General features: G+C 60.9%; 22 protein-coding genes. 20 read left to right on the top strand and 2 right to left on the bottom strand.

Annotated elements, in window-relative coordinates:
• Positions 1-9: 9 nt before the first annotated feature.
• The 20 genes from fliN to QZH45_RS09350 all read left to right on the top strand — a co-directional run bounded on the left by fliN (position 10) and on the right by QZH45_RS09350 (position 18,499).
• Entirely contained in the window at positions 10-468 is a 459-nt protein-coding gene (gene fliN, locus QZH45_RS09255) for a flagellar motor switch protein FliN (RefSeq protein ID WP_024778665.1), read from the top strand.
• Between the two features lie 27 nt (positions 469-495).
• Positions 496-906 carry a flagellar biosynthetic protein FliO gene (gene fliO, locus QZH45_RS09260; RefSeq protein WP_033034509.1) on the top strand — a complete coding sequence of 137 codons (411 nt, stop codon included), beginning with the start codon at positions 496-498 and terminating at the stop codon, positions 904-906.
• Positions 906-1,655, top strand: coding sequence for a flagellar type III secretion system pore protein FliP (gene fliP / locus QZH45_RS09265; protein ID WP_024778667.1), 750 nt, complete (start codon positions 906-908; stop codon positions 1,653-1,655). Before fliO ends, fliP begins: the two co-directional genes overlap by 1 nt.
• 21 nt (positions 1,656-1,676) lie before the next feature.
• Positions 1,677-1,946: a flagellar biosynthesis protein FliQ gene (gene fliQ / locus QZH45_RS09270; RefSeq protein ID WP_024778668.1), complete on the top strand. Its 270-nt coding sequence runs from the start codon at positions 1,677-1,679 to the stop codon at positions 1,944-1,946.
• 4 nt (positions 1,947-1,950) lie between these two features.
• The gene (gene fliR / locus QZH45_RS09275) at positions 1,951-2,733 is read left to right on the top strand and encodes a flagellar biosynthetic protein FliR (RefSeq protein WP_024778669.1); all 783 of its coding nucleotides are present in this window, start codon (positions 1,951-1,953) and stop codon (positions 2,731-2,733) included.
• A gap of 3 nt (positions 2,734-2,736) precedes the next feature.
• Positions 2,737-3,876: a flagellar biosynthesis protein FlhB gene (gene flhB / locus QZH45_RS09280; protein ID WP_053193675.1), complete on the top strand. Its 1,140-nt coding sequence runs from the start codon at positions 2,737-2,739 to the stop codon at positions 3,874-3,876.
• A gap of 247 nt (positions 3,877-4,123) precedes the next feature.
• Positions 4,124-6,253 (top strand): flagellar biosynthesis protein FlhA, encoded by a 2,130-nt coding sequence (gene flhA, locus QZH45_RS09285; protein WP_024778671.1) that lies wholly within the window; start codon positions 4,124-4,126, stop codon positions 6,251-6,253.
• 11 nt (positions 6,254-6,264) lie between these two features.
• Positions 6,265-7,614, top strand: coding sequence for a flagellar biosynthesis protein FlhF (flhF, locus tag QZH45_RS09290; protein ID WP_024778672.1), 1,350 nt, complete (start codon positions 6,265-6,267; stop codon positions 7,612-7,614).
• A gap of 115 nt (positions 7,615-7,729) precedes the next feature.
• Positions 7,730-8,560 (top strand): flagellar synthesis regulator FleN, encoded by an 831-nt coding sequence (fleN, locus tag QZH45_RS09295; protein ID WP_003184001.1) that lies wholly within the window; start codon positions 7,730-7,732, stop codon positions 8,558-8,560.
• Complete coding sequence (gene fliA / locus QZH45_RS09300; protein WP_024778673.1) at positions 8,557-9,300, top strand: RNA polymerase sigma factor FliA; 744 nt, start codon at positions 8,557-8,559, stop codon at positions 9,298-9,300. Before fleN ends, fliA begins: the two co-directional genes overlap by 4 nt.
• A 166-nt stretch (positions 9,301-9,466) precedes the next feature.
• The gene (locus tag QZH45_RS09305) at positions 9,467-9,838 is read left to right on the top strand and encodes a chemotaxis response regulator CheY (RefSeq protein WP_003183998.1); all 372 of its coding nucleotides are present in this window, start codon (positions 9,467-9,469) and stop codon (positions 9,836-9,838) included.
• An 18-nt stretch (positions 9,839-9,856) separates the two neighbouring features.
• Positions 9,857-10,645, top strand: a complete 789-nt coding sequence (locus tag QZH45_RS09310; protein WP_024778674.1) for a protein phosphatase CheZ — start codon at positions 9,857-9,859, stop codon at positions 10,643-10,645.
• A 24-nt stretch (positions 10,646-10,669) separates the two neighbouring features.
• Positions 10,670-12,943: a chemotaxis protein CheA gene (locus QZH45_RS09315; protein ID WP_024778675.1), complete on the top strand. Its 2,274-nt coding sequence runs from the start codon at positions 10,670-10,672 to the stop codon at positions 12,941-12,943.
• Between the two features lie 48 nt (positions 12,944-12,991).
• Positions 12,992-14,116 (top strand): protein-glutamate methylesterase/protein-glutamine glutaminase, encoded by a 1,125-nt coding sequence (locus tag QZH45_RS09320; RefSeq protein ID WP_024778676.1) that lies wholly within the window; start codon positions 12,992-12,994, stop codon positions 14,114-14,116.
• Complete coding sequence (locus QZH45_RS09325) at positions 14,116-14,856, top strand: flagellar motor protein (RefSeq protein ID WP_024778677.1); 741 nt, start codon at positions 14,116-14,118, stop codon at positions 14,854-14,856. Before QZH45_RS09320 ends, QZH45_RS09325 begins: the two co-directional genes overlap by 1 nt.
• Positions 14,857-14,871: 15 nt before the next feature.
• Positions 14,872-15,756: a flagellar motor protein MotD gene (motD, locus tag QZH45_RS09330; RefSeq protein WP_024778678.1), complete on the top strand. Its 885-nt coding sequence runs from the start codon at positions 14,872-14,874 to the stop codon at positions 15,754-15,756.
• A gap of 49 nt (positions 15,757-15,805) precedes the next feature.
• Positions 15,806-16,597: a ParA family protein gene (locus QZH45_RS09335; RefSeq protein ID WP_024778679.1), complete on the top strand. Its 792-nt coding sequence runs from the start codon at positions 15,806-15,808 to the stop codon at positions 16,595-16,597.
• Between the two features lie 80 nt (positions 16,598-16,677).
• Positions 16,678-17,550: a CheW domain-containing protein gene (locus QZH45_RS09340; RefSeq protein ID WP_024778680.1), complete on the top strand. Its 873-nt coding sequence runs from the start codon at positions 16,678-16,680 to the stop codon at positions 17,548-17,550.
• Positions 17,551-17,620: 70 nt separating this feature from the next.
• Positions 17,621-18,106: a chemotaxis protein CheW gene (locus QZH45_RS09345; RefSeq protein WP_024778681.1), complete on the top strand. Its 486-nt coding sequence runs from the start codon at positions 17,621-17,623 to the stop codon at positions 18,104-18,106.
• Positions 18,107-18,499: a DUF2802 domain-containing protein gene (locus tag QZH45_RS09350; protein ID WP_024778682.1), complete on the top strand. Its 393-nt coding sequence runs from the start codon at positions 18,107-18,109 to the stop codon at positions 18,497-18,499.
• A gap of 160 nt (positions 18,500-18,659) precedes the next feature.
• On the opposite strand, the gene QZH45_RS09355 is transcribed toward QZH45_RS09350, so the two are convergent.
• Together QZH45_RS09355 and QZH45_RS09360 are read right to left on the bottom strand one after the other, a co-directional pair.
• A complete protein-coding gene (locus tag QZH45_RS09355; RefSeq protein ID WP_024778683.1) occupies positions 18,660-18,989 on the bottom strand; it encodes an EscU/YscU/HrcU family type III secretion system export apparatus switch protein in 330 nt (109 codons plus the stop codon).
• Complete coding sequence (locus QZH45_RS09360) at positions 18,986-20,557, bottom strand: flagellar hook-length control protein FliK (protein WP_024778684.1); 1,572 nt, start codon at positions 20,555-20,557, stop codon at positions 18,986-18,988. Before QZH45_RS09360 ends, QZH45_RS09355 begins: the two co-directional genes overlap by 4 nt.
• Positions 20,558-20,727 lie beyond the last annotated feature (170 nt).

Below are 20,727 nucleotides of genomic sequence, written 5' to 3' on the forward strand. Positions count from 1 at the left end.
GGACAAATGATGGCTGATGATATGAACAACCAGGACGACCAGTCGCTGGCTGATGAGTGGGCTGCTGCCCTGGAAGAAGCCGGTGAAACCGGACAGGCCGACATTGACGCCTTGCTGGCCGCCGACACGGGTGCCCAAGCGTCCAATCGCCTGCAGATGGAAGAGTTTGGCAGCGTGCCGAAAAGCAACGAGCAGGTGACGCTGGACGGGCCGAATCTGGACGTGATTCTGGATATCCCTGTGTCGATTTCCATGGAAGTAGGCAGCACCGACATCAACATCCGCAACCTGCTGCAACTCAACCAGGGCTCGGTGATTGAGCTGGATCGCCTGGCGGGTGAGCCGCTGGACGTGCTGGTCAACGGCACCCTGATTGCCCATGGCGAAGTGGTGGTGGTCAACGAGAAGTTCGGCATTCGCCTGACGGACGTGATCAGCCCGAGCGAACGCATCAAGAAGCTGCGCTGAGTGAAAGGTCTTTTCGCTATCGCCTTGATGCTGCCATTCAGCGTTCTGGCGGCCGAACCTGCGAGTACCGCGACCACGGCGTCGACGGCCGGCAGCGGCATGGCCGGACAGCTCACGCAACTGGTGCTCGGCCTGTTGCTGGTGCTGGGGGTGATCTTCTTGCTGGCCTGGCTGTTGCGGCGCGTACAGCAGGCGGGGCCGACCGGCAAAGGGCAGGTCATCGATATCGTCGGTTCGCGGGCGCTCGGCCCGCGGGACCGGTTGGTGCTGGTGCAGGTCGGCAACGAGCAGATCCTGCTGGGCCTCAGTCCGGGTACCATCACTGCGTTGCATGTCCTCAAGGAGCCGGTGCAGGTGCCCGCCACCGACCAGGCCACCCCCGAATTTGCCCAGCGCCTCATGGAATTGCTGGGTAAAGACCAGAAGGATAAGAAGTAATGCCGTTGCGCATTCTGTTGGCGCTGGCCTTGATGCTGGCCGCGCCGCTGGCGTTCGCCGCCGATCCGTTGTCGATCCCGGCAATTACCCTCGGCACCAACGCCCAGGGGGCCCAGGAATACTCGGTCAGCCTGCAGATCCTGCTGATCATGACCGCGCTGAGTTTCATCCCCGCGTTTGTCATGCTGATGACCAGTTTCACCCGGATCATCATTGTCTTTTCGATTCTGCGCCAGGCCCTGGGGTTGCAGCAGACGCCGTCGAATCAGATCCTCACCGGCATGGCGCTGTTCCTGACCATGTTCATCATGGCCCCGGTGTTCGACCGGGTGAACCAGGATGCGCTGCAACCTTACCTGGCGGAAAAGATCACTGCCCAGGATGCGGTGGCCAAGGCTGAAGTGCCGATCAAGGATTTCATGCTGGCCCAGACCCGCAGCAGTGACCTGGAGCTGTTCATGCGCTTGTCCAAGCGTACCGACATCGCCAGTCCCGATCAGGCACCTCTGACCATCCTGGTGCCCGCGTTCGTCACGTCCGAACTGAAGACCGCGTTCCAGATCGGTTTCATGATTTTCATCCCGTTCCTGATCATCGACCTGGTAGTCGCCAGCGTACTGATGGCGATGGGGATGATGATGCTGTCGCCGCTGATCATTTCCCTGCCGTTCAAGATCATGCTGTTCGTGCTGGTGGATGGCTGGGCCTTGATCATCGGCACCCTGGCTGGCAGCTTCGGCGGTGTTTAGACCATTTGCAGGTAGGGCGATATGACTCCTGAAGTAGCGGTAGACCTGTTCCGCGAAGCGCTCTGGTTGACGACCATGATGGTCGCCATCCTGGTTATTCCCAGTCTGTTGGTGGGTCTGCTGGTTGCGATGTTCCAGGCCGCGACCCAGATCAACGAACAGACCCTGAGCTTCCTGCCACGCCTGCTGGTCATGCTGGTGACGCTGATTGTCTCCGGGCCTTGGCTGGTGCAAACCTTCATGGAATACATCCTGCGGTTGTACGGCAGTATTCCGCAGTTGATCGGCTGACCCGATGTCGATGCTCGCGCTGACGGACACCCAGATCGGCTCCTGGGTAGCGGCTTTCGTCTTGCCGCTGTTTCGCGTTACTGCCGTGTTGATGAGCATGCCGGTCTTCGGTACGACCCTGGTGCCGAGACGCGTGCGCCTGTATTTCGCCCTGGCGATCACGGTGGTCATCGCGCCCGGTTTGCCACCGATGCCGCCGGTTCATGCCCTGGACCTCAGTGCGCTGATGCTGGTGGCCGAACAGATCCTCATCGGGACCCTGATGGGGTTTTCGCTGCAACTGTTCTTCCAGGCGTTCGTGGTGGCCGGGCAAATCATTTCGATTCAGATGGGCATGGCTTTCGCGTCCATGGTCGACCCCACGAACGGCGTGAACACGGCGGTGATCGGTCAATTCCTGACGATGCTGGTGACGCTGCTGTTTCTCGCCATGAACGGGCACCTGGTGGTGTTCGAGGTGCTGACCGAGAGTTTCACTACGATGCCGGTGGGCAGCGCGCTGCTGGTCAACCATTTCTGGGAGGTCGCCGGCAAGCTCGGCTGGGTCCTGGGGGCTGCGATGGTATTGGTACTACCCGCGATCACGGCTTTGCTGGTGGTCAACATCGCGTTTGGGGTGATGACCCGGGCGGCGCCACAGTTGAATATTTTTTCCATCGGCTTTCCGCTGACCCTGGTGCTGGGCATGGTGATCTTCTGGGTCACTCTGGGGGACATTCTCAATCAGTATCAGCCCCTGGCCACCCAGGCCCTGCTGCTGCTACGCGAAATGGCACAGGCACGCTGAACCATGGCCGAAAGCGAGAGTGGCCAGGACAAGACAGAAGATCCCACGGACAAGCGCAAGCGCGAGTCCCGGGAGAAAGGCGAGATTGCGCGCTCCAAGGAGCTCAATACCCTTGTCGTGATGCTGGCCGGCGCTGGAGGACTGCTGATCTATGGCGGGGGATTGGCCCTGGACCTGCTGGAAATCATGCGCCTGAATTTCTCCCTGCCGCGCGAAGTACTGCTCAGTCCGGGGGCCATGGCGCAGTACTTGTTGCACTCGGGGAAAATCGCGATTGTGGCGGTGCAACCGATCCTGATTTTCTTGCTCCTGGCCGCTTTCATCGGCCCGATTTCACTCGGGGGGTGGCTGTTCGCCGCCGGTAGCCTGGCCCCCAAGTTCAGTCGGATGAATCCACTGTCGGGCCTCAAACGCATGTTTTCCACTTCGGCTCTGATGGAACTCCTCAAGGCCTTTGGGAAATTCCTGTTGATCCTGTTCGTGGCGTTGACCGTGTTGCAGTCGGACATCGACGACCTGCTGCGCATCGCCCATGAGCCGTTGGAACAGGCCATCATCCACAGCGTGCAATTGGTGGGCTGGAGCACCTTGTGGATGGCTTGCGGCCTGATTCTGATCGCAGCCATCGACGTGCCGATCCAGCTGTATCAGAGCAAGCAGAAACTGATGATGACCAAGCAGGAGGTCCGCGACGAGTACAAGGAGCAAGAGGGCAAGCCAGAGGTCAAGCAGCGGATTCGCCAGTTGCAACATGAGGTGTCCCAGCGACGGATGATGTCGGCGATCCCGACTGCCGACGTGGTCATCACCAACCCGACCCACTATGCCGTGGCGCTCAAGTACGACCCGGAAAAAGGCAACGCGCCGGTGTTGCTGGCCAAGGGCAGCGATTTCCTGGCGCTGAAGATCCGTGAGATCGCCGTGGCCAATGAAGTGATGCTGCTGGAGTCGCCGGCCCTGGCGCGGTCGATCTATTACTCCACCGAGCTCGACCAGGAAATTCCTGGCGGGCTGTACCTGGCGGTGGCCCAGGTGCTGGCCTATGTCTACCAGATCCGCCAGCACCGCGCCGGCAAGGGCAAGCGCCCCGATCCACTCAAGGATTTGCCGATCCCGCCGGATCTGCGCCGCGATCCAGAATAAGGTGTGCGCCGGGTCCTGCTGGTGACAGACCCTGTGGGAGCGAGCCTGCTCGCGATAGCGGCCTTCCAGTCAATTCCGTCATCACTGAACTACCGCCATCGCGAGCAGGCTCGCTCCCACAGGGTCCTTATTTGTGCTCCCGGGCTTGTATTTCCAGGTCTGGCAAAAGTTGGAAGGCTTCTTGCAATACCCCGTCTGCGCCTGTACCGGGCGTCAAAAGTTTGCTTCACAGGAACGGGGAATTTTGGTGGATCGCTCTCAGATACTCAGCGCCGCGCGCAGCAATGTCGTAGACCTCAGTCGGGGCAATCTGGGCGTCCCGCTGTTGCTGATGGTCATGCTCGCCATGATGATGCTGCCGGTGCCACCGTTCCTGCTGGACGTGTTCTTCACGTTCAACATTGCCCTGTCGATCGTGGTGTTGCTGGTGTGTGTGTATGCCCTGCGCCCGCTGGATTTCGCCGTGTTCCCGACCATCCTGCTGGTGGCCACGCTCTTGCGCCTGGCGCTGAACGTGGCGTCCACCCGCGTGGTCATGCTCCACGGCCAGGAAGGTCACGCCGCCGCAGGTAAGGTAATCCAGGCCTTTGGTGAGGTGGTGATCGGCGGTAACTACGTGGTCGGTATCGTGGTCTTCGCCATCCTGATGATCATCAACTTTGTGGTGGTCACCAAGGGTGCCGGGCGTATTTCCGAGGTGAGTGCGCGTTTCACCCTCGACGCCATGCCCGGTAAGCAGATGGCAATCGACGCCGATCTCAACGCCGGTCTGATCGATCAGAGTCAGGCCAAGCTTCGTCGTCTGGAAGTGGCTCAGGAAGCCGAGTTCTACGGCTCCATGGACGGTGCGAGCAAGTTCGTACGCGGTGACGCCATCGCGGGCCTGTTGATCCTGTTCATCAACCTGATCGGCGGCGTGGCCGTCGGTATCTTCCAGCATCATATGAGTTTCGGTGATGCGGGTAAGGTATATGCCTTGCTGACCATTGGTGACGGTTTGGTGGCGCAATTGCCATCACTGTTGTTATCCACAGCTGCGGCGATCATGGTGACCCGTGCTTCGGGCTCCGAAGACATGGGCAAGCAGATCGGTCGGCAGATGTTCGCATCGCCCAAGGCCCTGGCCGTGGCTGCCGGACTGATGGCAGTGATGGGCCTGGTGCCAGGTATGCCGCACCTTTCCTTCCTGAGCATGGCAGCCGTGGCGGCAGGCGGTGCCTATCTGTTCTGGAAGAAGCAGAACGTGCAGAAAGTCCAGGCACTGGAAGAGGTCAAGCGCCAGCAGGAACTGTTGCCATCGCCGGCCCGTGCCCTCGAGACCAAGGAGCTGGGCTGGGATGACGTGACCCCTATCGACATGATTGGCCTGGAAGTCGGCTATCGCCTGATTCCGCTGGTGGATCGCAACCAGGGCGGCCAACTGCTTGCGCGGATCAAAGGGGTACGCAAGAAGTTGTCCCAGGACCTGGGCTTCCTGATGCCCACCGTGCATATCCGCGACAACCTCGATCTGGCGCCCAGCGCCTATCGCCTGACGCTGATGGGGGTGATCCTGGCTGAAGCCGAGATCTACCCGGACCGCGAACTGGCGATCAACCCGGGTCAGGTCTATGGTTCGCTCAACGGCATTACCGCCAAGGATCCAGCTTTTGGCCTTGAAGCGGTGTGGATTGAAATCAGTCAGCGGGCCCAGGCCCAGTCCCTCGGTTACACCGTGGTGGACGCCAGTACGGTAGTTGCGACCCATTTGAACCAGATTTTGTACAAACACTCCAGCGAGCTGATTGGTCACGAAGAAGTCCAGCAATTGCTGCAGGTGCTGGCCAAAGGCTCGCCGAAGCTGGCCGAAGAGCTGGTGCCCGGCGTGGTTTCGTTGTCGCAGTTGCTCAAGATTTTGCAGGCGCTGCTGGCCGAACAGGTGCCGGTACGTGACATCCGCAGTATTGCTGAAGCCATCGCCAACAACGCATCCAAGAGTCAAGATACCGCCGCCATGGTGGCTGCGGTGCGGGTCGGCGTATCCCGCGCAATCGTCCAAAGCATTGTAGGCACTGAGTCGGAGCTGCCTGTGATCACGTTGGAGCCAAGGTTGGAACAGATATTGCTCAATAGTCTTCAGAAGGCAGGGCAAGGCTCGGAAGAGGGCGTTCTGCTGGAGCCAAGCATGGCCGAGAAGCTGCAACGTTCGTTGATCGAGGCAGCCCAGCGGCAGGAGATGCAAGGCCAACCGGTGATCTTGCTGGTGGCGGGTCCGATTCGTGCGATGCTTTCGCGATTCGGTCGCCTCGCGGTTCCGGGGCTGCATGTGCTGGCGTACCAGGAAATACCGGACAACAAGCAAGTGACCATTGTTGCGACAGTAGGGCCCAACGGCTGAGGTAGTGGGTTATGCAAGTGAAGCGTTTTTTCGCCGCCGATATGCGTCAGGCCATGAAGCTGGTTCGTGACGAACTGGGCGCCGAAGCAGCCATCATCGGCAACCGCCGGATCGCCGGCGGTGTCGAGCTGACGGCTGCTCTGGACTATAAGCTGTCTGCGCTGGCCCCGCGGGTTCCGAACATGGAGCTTGAGGATGAGCTGCGCAAGACCCAGTCGCGAATCGCAAGCGCCCAGGCCGAATTGAGCCTGCGCAGCAGCGAAGGCGAGGCTGTCGCGGGTACCAATCGTCAATTGTTTGCCGGTCAGCCGTTGACCGCAGGCCTGCCGCTGACCGCTGCCGAACCGCTGATCGAGCCGACCCCGGCCGAGCCGCGTCGCCCTGCGCCTGCCCCGGCCGCAGCGGCGCCTGGTGTCGATCCGCGTGCGCTGGACTCGATGCGTTTCGAACTCAACAGCCTGCGCGAGCTGATGGAAGTCCAGCTCGGCTCCCTGGCCTGGAACCAACTGCAAGGCAGTCGTCCAGCCCAGGCCAACCTGTGGCGCCGCCTGCAACGCATCGGCCTGTCCGGCCCGCTGGCCCGCGACCTGTTGGCGCTGATCAACGATATCCATGAACCTCGCCAGGCCTGGCGCATGCTGCTGGCGCATCTGGCGCGCATGATCGCCACGCCGGAAGTCGAGCCGCTGGAAGAGGGCGGGGTGATTGCCATGGTCGGCCCGGCCGGCATGGGCAAGACCACTACCTTGGCCAAGCTCGCCGCCCGTTATGTACTCAAGTACGGTGCCCAGAGCATTGCCCTGGTCAGCATGGACAGCTTCCGTATCGGCGCCCAGGAACAGCTCAAGACCCTGGGCCGGATTCTCAACGTGTCGGTGACCCATGTGGATCCGGGTCAATCCCTGGCCCAGGCGCTCGAACCTCTCTTGCGCAAGCGCGTCGTGCTGATCGATACCGCAGGCTTGCAAGCCAGCGATCCGGCTCTGCGCATGCAGCTTGAAAGCCTGGCCGGGCGCGGCATCAAGTCAAAAAATTATCTCGTGTTGGCAACCACCAGCCAGAAACAGGTTCTAACCGCCGCCTACCACAGCTACAAACGCTGCGGATTGGCCGGTTGCATCCTGACCAAGCTGGACGAAACGGCAAGCCTGGGCGAGGTATTGAGCCTGGCGATCGGTCACGATCTGCCGGTGGCGTACCTGACTGATGGACCGCGGATCCCGGATGATTTGCATCTGCCGCGTCGCCACCAACTGGTCAGCCGTGCCGTGAGTGTGCAAATGCAGGACGAACCCAGCGAAGAAGCCATGGCTGATATGTTCGCTGATATCTACCACAGCCCGACCAAGCAGGTTGGCTGAGGTAATCATGAATATTTTTTGTACCTACATCGATGGTCTGCCAGGCAATGTTCCGTATGTGAACGCGCAGCCAGTAATGTGGCCTCCGTCTAAGTAAGACAGGTAAAGAACGAACATGGGCAGCATGCATCCCGTACAGGTGATCGCGGTGACCGGCGGCAAAGGTGGCGTCGGCAAGACTAACGTGTCAGTGAACTTGTCCCTGGCTCTGGCAGAGCTTGGCCGACGGGTCATGCTGCTGGACGCCGACCTGGGCCTGGCGAACGTCGACGTGCTGCTGGGGCTCACTCCCAAACGCACGCTGGCGGACGTCATCGAAGGCCGGTGCGAGCTGCGCGACGTACTGTTGCAGGGGCCGGGCGGGATTCGCATCGTGCCGGCGGCTTCCGGCACCCAGAGCATGGTTCATCTGACCCCGGCCCAGCACGCTGGCCTGATCCAGGCATTCAGCGACATCGGCGACAACCTCGATGTGCTGGTGATTGACACGGCGGCGGGTATCGGTGATTCGGTCGTCAGCTTCGTGCGCGCCGCCCAGGAAGTGCTGCTGGTGGTCTGCGACGAACCCACCTCCATCACCGACGCCTATGCCCTGATCAAGCTATTGAACCGCGACTACGGCATGAACCGCTTCCGCGTCCTGGCCAATATGGCCCAGAGCCCCCAGGAAGGGCGCAACCTGTTTGCCAAGCTGACCAAGGTCACCGATCGCTTCCTGGACGTTGCCCTGCAGTACGTCGGCGCCGTGCCGTACGACGAGAGCGTTCGCAAGGCCGTCCAGAAGCAACGTGCCGTCTATGAAGCTTTTCCCCGTTCCAAATGCGCGCTTGCGTTCAAGGCTATCGCCCAGAAGGTGGATACCTGGCCACTGCCGGCCAATCCGCGCGGGCATCTGGAATTTTTCGTCGAGCGTCTCGTGCAACAAACAGCAGGGCCCGTGTTATGACAGCCAGCGGTTACAACCACCTCTACAAAAAATCGGCACGGGACGCCCAATACGAGTTGATCGAGCGTTACGCGCCCCTGGTCAAGCGCATTGCCTATCACTTGCTGGCGCGGTTGCCGGCCAGTGTCCAGGTCGAAGACCTGATCCAGGCGGGCATGATCGGCTTGCTCGAAGTGGCGAACAAATACGACGCGAGCAAGGGTGCCAGTTTCGAGACATACGCAGGCATTCGCATTCGCGGCGCGATGCTCGACGAAGTCCGCAAGGGCGACTGGGCACCCCGTTCGGTGCACCGCAATACCCGCATGGTCAGTGACGCCATTCGCGCTATTGAAGCGAAAACCGGACGAGACGCTAAAGATCACGAAGTTGCGGCCGAACTCCAGTTGAGTCTCGATGATTATTACGGGATTTTGAACGATACCTTGGGCAGCCGCCTGTTCAGTTTCGACGACCTGTTGCAGGACGGCGATCATGAAGGGCTGCACGAGGATGGCGCGAGTACTCACATGGAGCCTGCGCGTGACCTGGAAGACGAACGTTTCCAGAGCGCGCTGGCCGATGCGATTGCCAATTTGCCGGAGCGTGAGCGACTGGTCTTGGCGCTGTACTACGACGAAGAGCTGAACCTCAAGGAAATCGGTGAAGTCCTGGGGGTCAGCGAATCGCGGGTCAGTCAGTTACACAGCCAGTGCGCCGCCCGTTTGCGGGGGCGTTTGGGGGAGTGGCGAGCGCGCTGACAGTCGGTGCGGGGAGGTTGCGAACAGGGTTTGCGTGGCACGCGTTGCGCAGTCTCGATCCGTTGTGTCCCGCACCGTTGTCGAATGCTGTACCGGATTGATTGAAATGGCGCGTTCAGGTGCTGCACGCGTTTAAGACTGCTTGGAGGTCGAATTGGACAAGAACATGAAAATCCTCATCGTTGATGACTTTTCAACGATGCGGCGGATCATAAAAAACCTGTTGCGTGACCTTGGGTTCACCAACACGGTCGAGGCTGACGATGGCACCACTGCCATCCCGGTTCTCAACAGCGGGAGCATCGACTTTCTGGTGACTGACTGGAACATGCCCGGCATGACCGGTATCGACTTGCTGCGCCATGTGCGCGCTGATGAAAAACTCAAGCACCTGCCGGTGCTGATGGTCACCGCCGAAGCCAAGCGCGAGCAGATCATCGAAGCGGCCCAAGCCGGTGTGAACGGCTATGTGGTCAAACCCTTCACGGCCCAGGCGTTGAAAGAGAAGATCGAAAAAATCTTCGAACGCATCGGTTAACGGCGCCACGGGGGAGCTATGGAGAATAACGAAGCTTCAATGGGCGATTTCGAATCGACCCTGAAAAAACATGCCCGCGAACTGGTCGACAGCCTTGAAAAAGGTCGTTTCGGCGATGCTGTCCAAATGATCCACGAGCTCAATCAGACCCGGGATCGTGGTCTGTACCAGGAAGTCGGCAAGCTCACCCGTGAACTGCACAGCGCGATCGTCAACTTCCAGATCGATCCGAACATGCCCCAGGCCGAGGAGGTCTCGCAGATCACTGACGCGACCGAGCGGCTGTCCTACGTAGTCAAACTGACCGAGGCTGCCGCCAACCGCACCATGGACTTGGTGGAAAGTGCCACGCCTCTGGTCAACGGCCTTGGCGATGAAGCCCAGGCCTTGAGCGTCGACTGGGGCCGTTTCATGCGTCGTGAAGTAGGCGCGGAAGAATTCCGGGAGCTGGCACGTCGGGTCGACGGTTTTCTGACACGCAGCAGCGCCGATAACCGCGCGGTCGCGAGCAACCTCAACGATATTCTGCTGGCTCAGGACTATCAGGACCTGACCGGCCAGGTGATCAAGCGCGTCACCCAATTGGTCACCGAAGTCGAAAGCAATCTGCTCAAACTGGTGTTGATGGCCAGCCAGGTCGACCGCTTTGCGGGCATCGAACACGACCGTGAAGCGATGCTTGCTGAAAAAGATCCACAAAAACATCTCTCTCAGGGTGAAGGTCCGCAAATTCATGCCGATAAAAGAGAAGACGTTATGTCCGGTCAGGACGATGTGGACGATTTGCTGTCCAGCCTTGGATTTTAGCCCTGTTTTAGGAGCACCCCATTAATGAGCTTCGGCGCCGATGAAGAGATCCTTCAGGATTTCCTGGTTGAGGCCGGCGAGATTCTAGAGCAACTGTCCGAGCAATTGGTCGAGCTGGAAAGCCGACCGGATGATGCGGATTTGCTTAATGCAATCTTTCGCGGTTTCCACACTGTAAAAGGAGGCGCCGGCTTCCTTCAGCTCAACGAGCTGGTGGAGTGCTGCCACATTGCCGAGAACGTGTTCGACATCCTGCGCAAGGGTGAGCGTCGCGTGGATTCGGAATTGATGGACGTGGTGCTCGAAGCGCTGGACGCGGTCAACAGCATGTTCAGCGAGGTGCGTGACCGTTCACCGATCACCGCCGCCACCCCTGAGTTACTCGCTGCGCTGTCGCGCCTGGCCGAGCCGCAATCGGCTGACGAAGTCGCTCCGGTCGAGACCGCGGTTGAAGAACCCGTCGCCGAGGAGCCAGTCGCCGAGGAATCGGGCGATATTACCGATAACGAATTTGAACAGTTGCTGGACTCCCTGAGTGCCGTCAAGGCCGAAGCCCAGGCCCAGGCCCAGGCTCCTGTCGCTGCTGCGCCCGCCGATAGCGGCGTGGCCAGCGATGAGATCACGGATGCGGAGTTCGAGTCGCTGCTCGATCAACTGCACGGCAAAGGCCAGTTCGCCGTCGATGCGGTTGTCCCGACGACAGCCCCTGCCGCGCCGAAACCCGCGGGCGACAGCTCCGACATCACCGACGATGAATTCGAAGCCTTGCTCGATCAGTTGCATGGCAAGGGTACTTTTGCCGTTGATGCCCTGGAGTCGGCCATTGCCTCCTCGCCGGCTCCGAACAAGCCTGCCGCCGCAGCGGCCGGCAGCGACCTGATCACCGATCAGGAATTCGAATCGCTGCTCGACGATTTGCACGGCAAAGGCAAGTTCAGCGAAGTCGGCACGGCCTCTGCCGCGCCAACTGCCGCTCCGGCAACCAAGGCGGCGCCAAAACCTGCTGCCAAGGCACCGGAACCCAAGGCCGAGACGCCGGCACCGGCTCCCGCACCCAAGCCTGCTGCCGCAGCTGCGCCTGCCCGTGCACCGGCCGCGTCTGCACCGGCAGACAAACCAACCAGCGAAGCCGAGACCACCGTTCGGGTCGATACCGCGCGTCTGGACGAGATCATGAACATGGTCGGCGAACTGGTGCTGGTGCGTAACCGCCTGGTGCGCCTGGGCCTCAACAGCCAGGACGAAGCCATGTCCAAGGCCGTGTCGAACCTCGACGTGGTCACGGCCGATCTGCAGACCGCCGTCATGAAGACCCGGATGCAGCCGATCAAGAAAGTCTTCGGACGCTTCCCGCGTCTGGTACGTGACCTGGCTCGCCAGCTCAAGAAAGAAATCAATCTGGAACTGGTGGGTGAAGAAACCGACCTCGACAAGAACCTCGTCGAGGCCTTGGCCGACCCGCTGGTCCACTTGGTGCGCAACGCGGTCGACCATGGCATTGAATCACCGGAAGAACGTGAAGCCGCGGGCAAGGTCCGTAGCGGTAAGGTGATCCTGGCCGCCGAGCAGGAGGGCGACCACATCCTGCTGTCGATCTCCGACGACGGCAAAGGCATGGATCCCGAGGTGCTGCGTGCCATCGCCGTCAAACGCGGCGTGATGGACAAGGACGCCGCCGACCGCCTGAGCGACACAGAGTGCTACAACCTGATCTTCGCCCCCGGCTTCTCGACCAAGACCGAAATTTCCGACGTGTCGGGTCGTGGCGTGGGGATGGACGTGGTGAAAACCAAGATCTCCCAGCTCAACGGTTCGATCAACATCCACTCGGTCAAAGGTTCTGGCTCGAAGATCCTCATCAAGGTCCCGTTGACCCTGGCGATCATGCCGACCCTGATGGTGATGCTGGGCAACCAGGCGTTTGCTTTCCCTCTGGTCAACGTCAACGAGATTTTCCACCTTGATCTGTCGCGCACCAACGTGGTGGACGGCCAGGAAGTGGTAATCGTGCGAGACAAGGCGCTGCCGCTGTTCTACCTCAAGCGCTGGCTGATCAGCTCCGCGGCGCATGTGGAGCAGGGCGAAGGCCATGTGGTAATCCTTTCGGTGGGCACCCAGCGGATCGGCTTCGTCGTTGACCAGCTCGTGGGCCAGGAAGAAGTGGTTATCAAGCCATTGGGCAAGATGCTCCAAGGCACCCCGGGCATGTCCGGCGCTACCATCACCGGCGACGGTCGCATTGCGCTGATCCTCGATGTGCCGAGCATGCTCAAGCGTTACGCCGCGCGGCGTATTTGATTCTGGAGGGGGGCGGCCCAGCGCCGCGCCTCGTCTAACGGAGTGTTTATGGTAGTTAAAGTCCTGGTGGTGGACGATTCGGGGTTCTTCCGCCGCCGCGTCTCGGAAATTCTCTCGGCGGACACGACGATTCAGGTCGTCGGTACCGCGACCAATGGCAAAGAGGCAATCGATCAGGCACTGGCACTCAAGCCGGACGTGATCACCATGGACTATGAGATGCCAATGATGGACGGCATCACCGCAGTGCGGCATATCATGCAGCGCTGTCCGACTCCGGTATTGATGTTCTCGTCCCTGACCCACGAAGGCGCCCGTGTCACCCTCGACGCGCTGGACGCCGGTGCGGTGGATTTCCTGCCAAAGAACTTCGAGGACATCTCGCGCAATCCCGACAAGGTTCGGCAGTTGCTGTGCGAGAAGGTCCACAGCATTTCCCGCAGCAACCGCCGTGTGAGTGCCTACACCCCACCGGCTCCCGCGCCTGTGGCTGCACCGAGTCCTGCACCGTCGTCGGGTAGCTTCAATCCGCCCCCGGTTCGTAGTACCCCGACCCCTGCGCCCGCACGCCCGGCCCCGGCCAGTGCATCGTCGCCGGCCCCCAAGCGCAAGGCCTACAAACTGGTCGCCATCGGCACTTCCACCGGTGGTCCGGTGGCGTTGCAACGGGTCCTGACCCAGTTGCCGGCCAACTTCCCGGCCCCCCTCGTGTTGATCCAGCACATGCCAGCGGCCTTTACCAAGGCGTTCGCCGAGCGCCTGGACAAGTTGTGCCGCATCAGCGTAAAGGAAGCCGAGGACGGCGATATCCTGCGCCCTGGCCTTGCGTTGCTGGCTCCAGGTGGCAAGCAGATGATGGTTGACGGGCGCGGCGCGGTGAAGATCCTGCCGGGTGACGAGCGCCTGAACTACAAGCCATGTGTGGACATTACCTTCGGTTCCGCAGCCAAATCATACGGTGACAAGGTTCTGGCGGTGGTGCTGACCGGCATGGGCGCCGATGGTCGCGAAGGCGCACGTCTGCTCAAGCAGGGCGGCAGTGCGATCTGGGCCCAGGACGAAGCCAGTTGCGTGATCTATGGCATGCCGATGGCGATTGTCAAAGCGGACCTGGCCGACGCGGTGTACGGGCTGGACGACATCGGTAAGTACCTGGTCGAGGCGTGCCTGTAATGGATGTCCTCAGCCTGATCGGCATCATCATGGCGTTCGTTGCCATCATTGGTGGCAACTATCTGGAAGGCGGTCATCTCGGCGCCCTGGCCAACGGCCCTGCCGCATTGATCGTGCTCGGTGGCACCATTGGCGCCGCATTGTTGCAATCGCCCATGAGTGCGTTCAAGCGCGCCATACAGGTGCTGGTCTGGATTCTGTTTCCTCCGCGGGTCGACTTGGCCGGCGGTATTGACCGCGTCGTGAACTGGAGCCTGACTGCCCGCAAGGAAGGCCTGCTCGGCCTGGAAGGCGTGGCCGATGCCGAACCTGACAACTACTCGCGAAAAGGCCTGCAGTTGCTGGTGGACGGCGCCGAGCCGGAAGCCATTCGCAGCATCCTGGAAGTGGATTTCTACACCCAGGAAAGCCGCGATATCGAAGCGGCCAAGGTTTTCGAAAGCATGGGTGGTTATGCGCCTACCATCGGCATCATCGGTGCGGTGATGGGCCTGATCCACGTGATGGGCAACCTGGCCGATCCCTCGCAACTGGGTAGCGGTATCGCCGTGGCGTTCGTTGCCACCATCTACGGTGTGGCCAGTGCCAACCTGGTGCTGCTGCCGATTGCCGCCAAACTCAAATCAATTGCCTTGCGCCAGTCGCGTTATCGCGAAATGTTGCTGGAAGGAATTCTGTCGATCGCCGAAGGTGAAAACCCGCGCTCCATTGAATTGAAGCTCCAAGGCTTCATGGATTAATGGGAGTAATGGACCATGGCGCGTCGCAGGCATCATGAAGAGCACGTCAATCATGAACGTTGGCTGGTGTCCTACGCCGACTTCATCACATTGCTGTTCGCCTTTTTTGTGGTCATGTACTCGATCTCCTCGGTCAACGAGGGCAAGTACAAGGTCATTTCCGAGGCATTGATCGGCGTCTTTACCGACTCGGACCGCGCCCTCAAGCCAATTCCCATTGGCGACGAACGGCCCAAGACGACCACGCCGGCCAAGCCGCTGGTCCGTGACTCCGAGCAGGTCGATGCCGGCATTGCCGGTGGCAGCGACCCATTGAAAAGCATCGCCGACGACATCAGTGCGGCATTCGGCGACCTGATCAGATCCAACCAGATGACCGTTCGCGGCAACGAGTTGTGGGTGGAAATCGAACTCAACTCCAGCCTCTTGTTCGGCAGCGGCGACGCCATGCCCAGCGACATGGCGTTCAACATCATCGACAAGGTGGCGGCGATCCTGAAGCCGTTCGACAACCCGATCCATGTGGAGGGGTTCACGGATGACCAGCCGATCCGCACCGCGCAATATCCGACCAACTGGGAGCTGTCTTCGGCGCGTTCGGCGAGCATCGTCCGCATGCTTGCCATGCAGGGTGTGAACCCCGGTCGCCTGGCATCGGTGGGGTATGGCGAGTTCCAGCCGGTGGCCAACAACGCCACCGTCGAAGGGCGGGCAAAAAATCGGCGCGTGGTGTTGGTGGTGTCACGCAACCTTGATGTACGCCGTAGCCTGACCGGTACCGGCACGGCCAACGCAACGCCGGACGCCGCATTGAAGCGGGCTGGCACACAAACTGCACCAACCCCGGTCAAGACACCGGGAAGACAGAGTGCCGTCAATTCTCCGTCACCCGCTTTATAACCGAGCTATTTCTCGGCCGAGCCCGTTTCGGTCGGGAGGAACGATCCGAATGAGAGTCTGGGCAGTTGCCAATCAAAAAGGTGGAGTGGGTAAGACCACTTCTTCCATCGCTTTAGCCGGATTACTGGCAGAGGCGGGCAAGCGTGTGGTCATTGTCGATCTGGACCCCCATGGCTCGATGACCAGCTATTTTGGCTACGATCCCGATAGCCTGGAGCACAGCAACTACGACCTGTTCCTGCACAGGGGCAATGTGCCTGAGGGCTTGCCGGGGCAATTGTTGCTGTCCACGAGCGACGAGCGGATTTCGCTGTTGCCTTCGAGTACGGCGCTGGCCACCCTGGAGCGGCAGTCGCCGGGGCAGGGCGGCTTGGGACTGGTGATCGCCAAGAGTCTGGCGCAACTGTGGCAGGATTTCGATTACGCGATCATCGACAGTCCGCCCCTGCTGGGTTTGCTGATGGTCAACGCCTTGGCGGCCAGCCAGCAACTGGTGATCCCGGTGCAGACCGAGCACCTGGCGGTCAAGGGGCTGGAGCGGATGGTCAATACCTTGGCGATGGTCAACCGCTCACGCAAACAGTCGCTGCCGTTCAATATCGTGCCGACCCTGTTCGACCGCCGTACCCAGGCGTCCATGGGCACCCTGCGCGTTTTGCGGGATATGTACCCGGATGAAATCTGGCAAGGCTACATCCCGGTCGACACGCGCTTGCGCGATGCCAGCCGCGCCGGTGTGACCCCTTCCCAGTTCGATGGCAAAAGCCGTGGCGTACTGGCCTACCGGGCCTTGCTCAAGCACCTGCTGGCCCAGCAGCTTGTTCCTCAGCAGGTGGCCTGATTGAACACGTCTAAACGCTCTGCAGGCTCAAGTCTGATGGCACCCATGCCGATAACGTTCATATGCGGCGCACTGTTTTCATGAGCCGCCCGATCAAGACAACCTCGCGTCCGCAAATGGCCTTGCAGTCCTACCTGGACGGGCTGTTGCAGGAAGCGACCGAAGAATTGCCACCGGAACCGATCGTGCCCGAGGCTTTGCCCGCGCCGGTCGAAGCCGAAGGGGTGCTGGATGAGTTTCAGGCGGCGGTGCTTGAGGAGCAGGCCCGTGATGCACGCAAGTCAGTGATTGCCGCAGCGGTGGAGGCACCGTTCGCCAGGCCAGCGGTGAAAGTCATGGAGGCACCGGCGCCAGTGCTGGCGGCGGTTTCCACCGTTGCACCGTTGTTGCAGGGGCTGGTGACGCCGGTGGTGGAAGTCCATCTGCCACCGAGCAACACGCCACCGCCGGTTGAGACTGACGACCGTCCGGCCTGGGCCGCGGAGCCGTTCGAGTGCCTGCTGTTCGATGTGGCCGGGTTGACCCTGGCGGTGCCACTGGTGTGCCTGGGGTCGATTTACTCCCTGGCCGGGCATGAATTGACGCCGCTGTTTGGCCAGCCGGATTGGTTCCTTGGGATCCTGCCGAGCCAGGCCGGCAACCTGAAGGTACTGGATACCGCGCGCTGGGTGATGCCGGACCGTTATCGCGATGATTTTCGCCAGGGCCTGCAATACGTGATTTCGGTACAGGGTTACGAGTGGGGATTGGCGGTGCACCAGGTCAGCCGTTCGCTGCGCCTGGACCCGAACGAGATCAAGTGGCGCAGTCATCGAGGTCAACGGCCATGGCTGGCGGGTACGGTGATAGAGCACATGTGCGCCTTGCTGGACGTTTCCGAGCTGGCCGAGCTGATCGCCAGTGGCGGGGCAAAACACCTGGGCGGCACCAAGCCGGTCCAGAAACCGAAATAACACAGTCGGTGGCGCACAGCGTCACGGCGCAGAACATACCGCCACAGGCGGTTTTTCGAGGGGTCAGGGTATGAATGATAAGGCGTCGTCTCTCAAGGGTTCCGAAGATCCGATCCTGCAATGGGTCACCTTCAAACTCGATAACGAAACCTACGGCATCAACGTAATGCGCGTGCAGGAAGTGCTGCGCTATACCGAGATCGCTCCGGTTCCGGGTGCGCCAAGCTACGTGCTGGGTATCATCAACCTGCGTGGCAACGTGGTCACGGTGATCGATACCCGCCAGCGTTTTGGCCTGAACTCCACCGAGGTCAACGACAACACTCGTATCGTCATCATCGAGGCCGACAAGCAGGTGGTCGGTATCCTGGTCGACAGCGTTGCTGAAGTGGTTTACTTGCGTCAGTCGGAAATCGAAACCGCGCCTAACGTCGGTAACGAAGAATCGGCCAAGTTCATCCAGGGCGTCTGCAACAAGAACAACGAGTTGCTGATCCTGGTCGAGCTGGAAAAAATGATGAGCGAAGAAGAGTGGTCGGAACTGGAGAGTATCTGATTGATTCTTGAGGTAGCAGTCATTGTCCTGTTCCTTTTCTGGGCAGGCACGCTGGCGATGTTCCTGGCGTATATACGAGCCCAGCGGCAGATCGCCGCTCAGCAGGCCCAAGGCGATGCGCTGCGTGATCAGCGCATCAAGGACCTGGCCAAGCGTGTCGACGATTACCAGAACGGTACCGTGCGCATGGGTGAAGCCATCCATGAGCTGCGTGCCGTGGTCGGCCCGTTGCCGGACAAACTGGCCCAGTTGGAACAGCGAGACCCCTCGAGCCTGTCCTTCGCCCAGGCCGCACGGCTGGTGGGCATGGGCGCCAGTATCGACGAGCTGACCCAGGCCTGCGGCTTGACCCAGGCCGAGGCGGAGTTGATGAGCAAGTTGCATAGGGGCTGATGATCGCTTCCAGTCAAGGATCAAACGCCCTGGAACCTGTGGGAGCAAAGCTTGCTCGCGATAGCGGTAGGACAGTCAATGGCATTCTCGACTGGCGGTGCCCAATCGCGAGCAAGCTTTGCTCCCACAGGCTTCTTCGCTGTAGCCATGTGGCCTGGAATCAGTAATCATCCCCGCGCTCCGTCACATCCTTCTCCACACTCGGTGCATGCGGGTCGAACCCTTTGGGAAACTTGCCCTTGAGTTTCCAGGCAAACGCGATGATCTCGGCGATGGTGAGGTACAACTCCTGCGGAATACTCTCCCCCAGTTCCAGCCGGGCCAGGAGCTTCACCAGTTCGGCATTCTCATAGATCGGCACTTCGCTTTCCCGGGCGATCCGCAGGATTTCCTCGGCCAGGGCTTCATCGCCCTTGGCGGTCAGGGTCGGTGCGTGGTGGCCGTCGTATTTGAGGGCGATGGCCTGGCGCGGTTCGGTGTGGGTTGTCATGCGGTTTCGTCCACCCAGCGTTGTTCGAGTCGGGTCTTGGGGCCTTTGGGCGGGATGCCGACATGGCAATCCAGATCTGCAACGTTCACGCCGCAGGTCACCAGACGCTCGCGCAGTGCCGCGAGGTTGCGTCCGATCAGGTCTGCGGTGTAGGGCCGTTCCGCCCATAACTGGCTCGACAGGCTGCCGCTGAGCAATTGCGCCTGGACCTGCAGCGGCCCCAGCGGCTCCAGATCGAATGCCAGCTCGACCCGCCAGAGCTGCTGCTTGGCCTCGCGATCTTCTCGCCGTTCGTTGGGTTGTTCCCGCGGCGGGGTTTCCTCCCGTTGAAACTTGACCTGCAACGGCACGATGTCTTGCAGGTTGCGCATCGGGATCTCCAGTTGCCAGGTGCTCATCAACCGCCCGTCGTCGGTCAGTCCCGTCTGCTCCAGGCTCGACAGTTGGTGACTCTGCAGGCGCGACACGGCAGCCGCGGCGAGGCGCAGCAGGTGTTCCAGGTCACCTTCGTCGTCCTGGCCCTTCAGCAGGCGCGAAGGCAGGGGGAAGCTGGTGGGTTGCGGCTTCGCGCTGACCTGGCCGAGGGTGCCCAGGGCGTTGCGCACGAAGCTGGGCAGGGCCTGGGCCAAAGTGTTGGCGGCAATGACTGCGCCGAGATTGGTGGAAGCGGGCAGGGTCGTGGTCAGTTGGGCGATCAACTTCAGCAGGTCACCCTTGAGGTCCGCAGCCAGGCTCGGAGGTTGTCCGGCCAGCAGTTTGCTTTCCAGGAATACACCGCTGGCGGCCAAAGCCTGGGCCAGGCCCTTGGGCGTGCTCAATTGCTGCACATCCGGCAGGTTGGCGAGCAGGCGCGTCACCGCGGCACGCAGCTCGACGCCGGTCCCATCCGTGGCGGGCAGCTCCTGCAGGGCGCTGATCAGGCTGTCCAGCGAACCCTGGCGACTAACCTGGGTCAGCAGTTGCTGGCTCACGGCCAGTTGTTCCTGGCGGTTGCTCAGCGCAATGAACTTCAAGGCCTGGGCGTCCTGCACCTGGGCACTCAACAGCATGCCGATACGCAGCGGCTGGGGGCTGTCGATATCCAGGGTGCTGCCGGCCTGAGCGGTGTTGAGCAGGCTCACCAGCGACCGATACACCGCCGGTTGTCCAGGCAACTGGGGCAACGCCTGGCTGGTAATCACCTTGCCTTGCAGCAAGGTGCCGACCGGCAACTGCGTGGTGTCGATCCGGGTCAGGGTCGCAACGCTGGAGGCAACGGCCTGTTGTACGGTAATCGCCAGATTGCTGGCGGATGGCTGGGTCACCGCCAGGCTGGTGCCTTGTGGCAACGGCTGGGCGCTGGTGGCCTGTACGGTGGTCTGGCGGCCGCTATCCAGGGTGACCTTGAGCAATAGCTGGAAAGTCTGGTCCGCCTGCTTGAGCGACAACACCTCCGCACTGGCCGTCTGGCCGGCAGCGATCAGGCCCTCGACGGGCGTCAGCAATTTGAGCAGCTCGCCACCGACCGCCGGCGTACGCGTTGTTACCGTGGGCTGGGGCAGCGGCTGGATGTTCATGTCGCCTGTCATCTGCGGTCTTACCCTGGAACTAATTGAGAACGCCCTCTGGGGGCATGGCATGTATAATGCCGCCCGTCTTTCAGGGAGCGGCGAAAACCTTGCAATTGTTTGACGCAGCTCTGTGGAACAGGCCATCAATGCATCTATGCTGCATCTCTTTAACGGCCGCTGCACCGCCG

Source organism: Pseudomonas corrugata (assembly GCF_050920615.1).
In the GTDB taxonomy this organism is placed as follows: Bacteria; Pseudomonadota; Gammaproteobacteria; order Pseudomonadales; family Pseudomonadaceae; genus Aquipseudomonas; species Aquipseudomonas corrugata.

Excerpts from the sequence above, each read along its gene's own strand:
- fliN (WP_024778665.1), top strand. The coding sequence starts at position 10 with ATGGCTGATGATATGAACAACCAGGACGACCAGTCGCTGGCTGATGAG.
- fliO (WP_033034509.1), top strand. The coding sequence starts at position 496 with ATGCTGCCATTCAGCGTTCTGGCGGCCGAACCTGCGAGTACCGCGACC.
- fliP (WP_024778667.1), top strand. The coding sequence starts at position 906 with ATGCCGTTGCGCATTCTGTTGGCGCTGGCCTTGATGCTGGCCGCGCCG.
- fliQ (WP_024778668.1), top strand. The coding sequence starts at position 1,677 with ATGACTCCTGAAGTAGCGGTAGACCTGTTCCGCGAAGCGCTCTGGTTG.
- fliR (WP_024778669.1), top strand. The coding sequence starts at position 1,951 with ATGTCGATGCTCGCGCTGACGGACACCCAGATCGGCTCCTGGGTAGCG.
- flhB (WP_053193675.1), top strand. The coding sequence starts at position 2,737 with ATGGCCGAAAGCGAGAGTGGCCAGGACAAGACAGAAGATCCCACGGAC.
- flhF (WP_024778672.1), top strand. The coding sequence starts at position 6,265 with ATGCAAGTGAAGCGTTTTTTCGCCGCCGATATGCGTCAGGCCATGAAG.
- fleN (WP_003184001.1), top strand. The coding sequence starts at position 7,730 with ATGGGCAGCATGCATCCCGTACAGGTGATCGCGGTGACCGGCGGCAAA.
- fliA (WP_024778673.1), top strand. The coding sequence starts at position 8,557 with ATGACAGCCAGCGGTTACAACCACCTCTACAAAAAATCGGCACGGGAC.
- QZH45_RS09305 (WP_003183998.1), top strand. The coding sequence starts at position 9,467 with ATGAAAATCCTCATCGTTGATGACTTTTCAACGATGCGGCGGATCATA.
- QZH45_RS09310 (WP_024778674.1), top strand. The coding sequence starts at position 9,857 with ATGGAGAATAACGAAGCTTCAATGGGCGATTTCGAATCGACCCTGAAA.
- QZH45_RS09315 (WP_024778675.1), top strand. The coding sequence starts at position 10,670 with ATGAGCTTCGGCGCCGATGAAGAGATCCTTCAGGATTTCCTGGTTGAG.
- QZH45_RS09320 (WP_024778676.1), top strand. The coding sequence starts at position 12,992 with ATGGTAGTTAAAGTCCTGGTGGTGGACGATTCGGGGTTCTTCCGCCGC.
- QZH45_RS09325 (WP_024778677.1), top strand. The coding sequence starts at position 14,116 with ATGGATGTCCTCAGCCTGATCGGCATCATCATGGCGTTCGTTGCCATC.
- motD (WP_024778678.1), top strand. The coding sequence starts at position 14,872 with ATGGCGCGTCGCAGGCATCATGAAGAGCACGTCAATCATGAACGTTGG.
- QZH45_RS09335 (WP_024778679.1), top strand. The coding sequence starts at position 15,806 with ATGAGAGTCTGGGCAGTTGCCAATCAAAAAGGTGGAGTGGGTAAGACC.
- QZH45_RS09340 (WP_024778680.1), top strand. The coding sequence starts at position 16,678 with ATGAGCCGCCCGATCAAGACAACCTCGCGTCCGCAAATGGCCTTGCAG.
- QZH45_RS09345 (WP_024778681.1), top strand. The coding sequence starts at position 17,621 with ATGAATGATAAGGCGTCGTCTCTCAAGGGTTCCGAAGATCCGATCCTG.
- QZH45_RS09355 (WP_024778683.1), bottom strand. The coding sequence starts at position 18,989 with ATGACAACCCACACCGAACCGCGCCAGGCCATCGCCCTCAAATACGAC.
- QZH45_RS09360 (WP_024778684.1), bottom strand. The coding sequence starts at position 20,557 with ATGACAGGCGACATGAACATCCAGCCGCTGCCCCAGCCCACGGTAACA.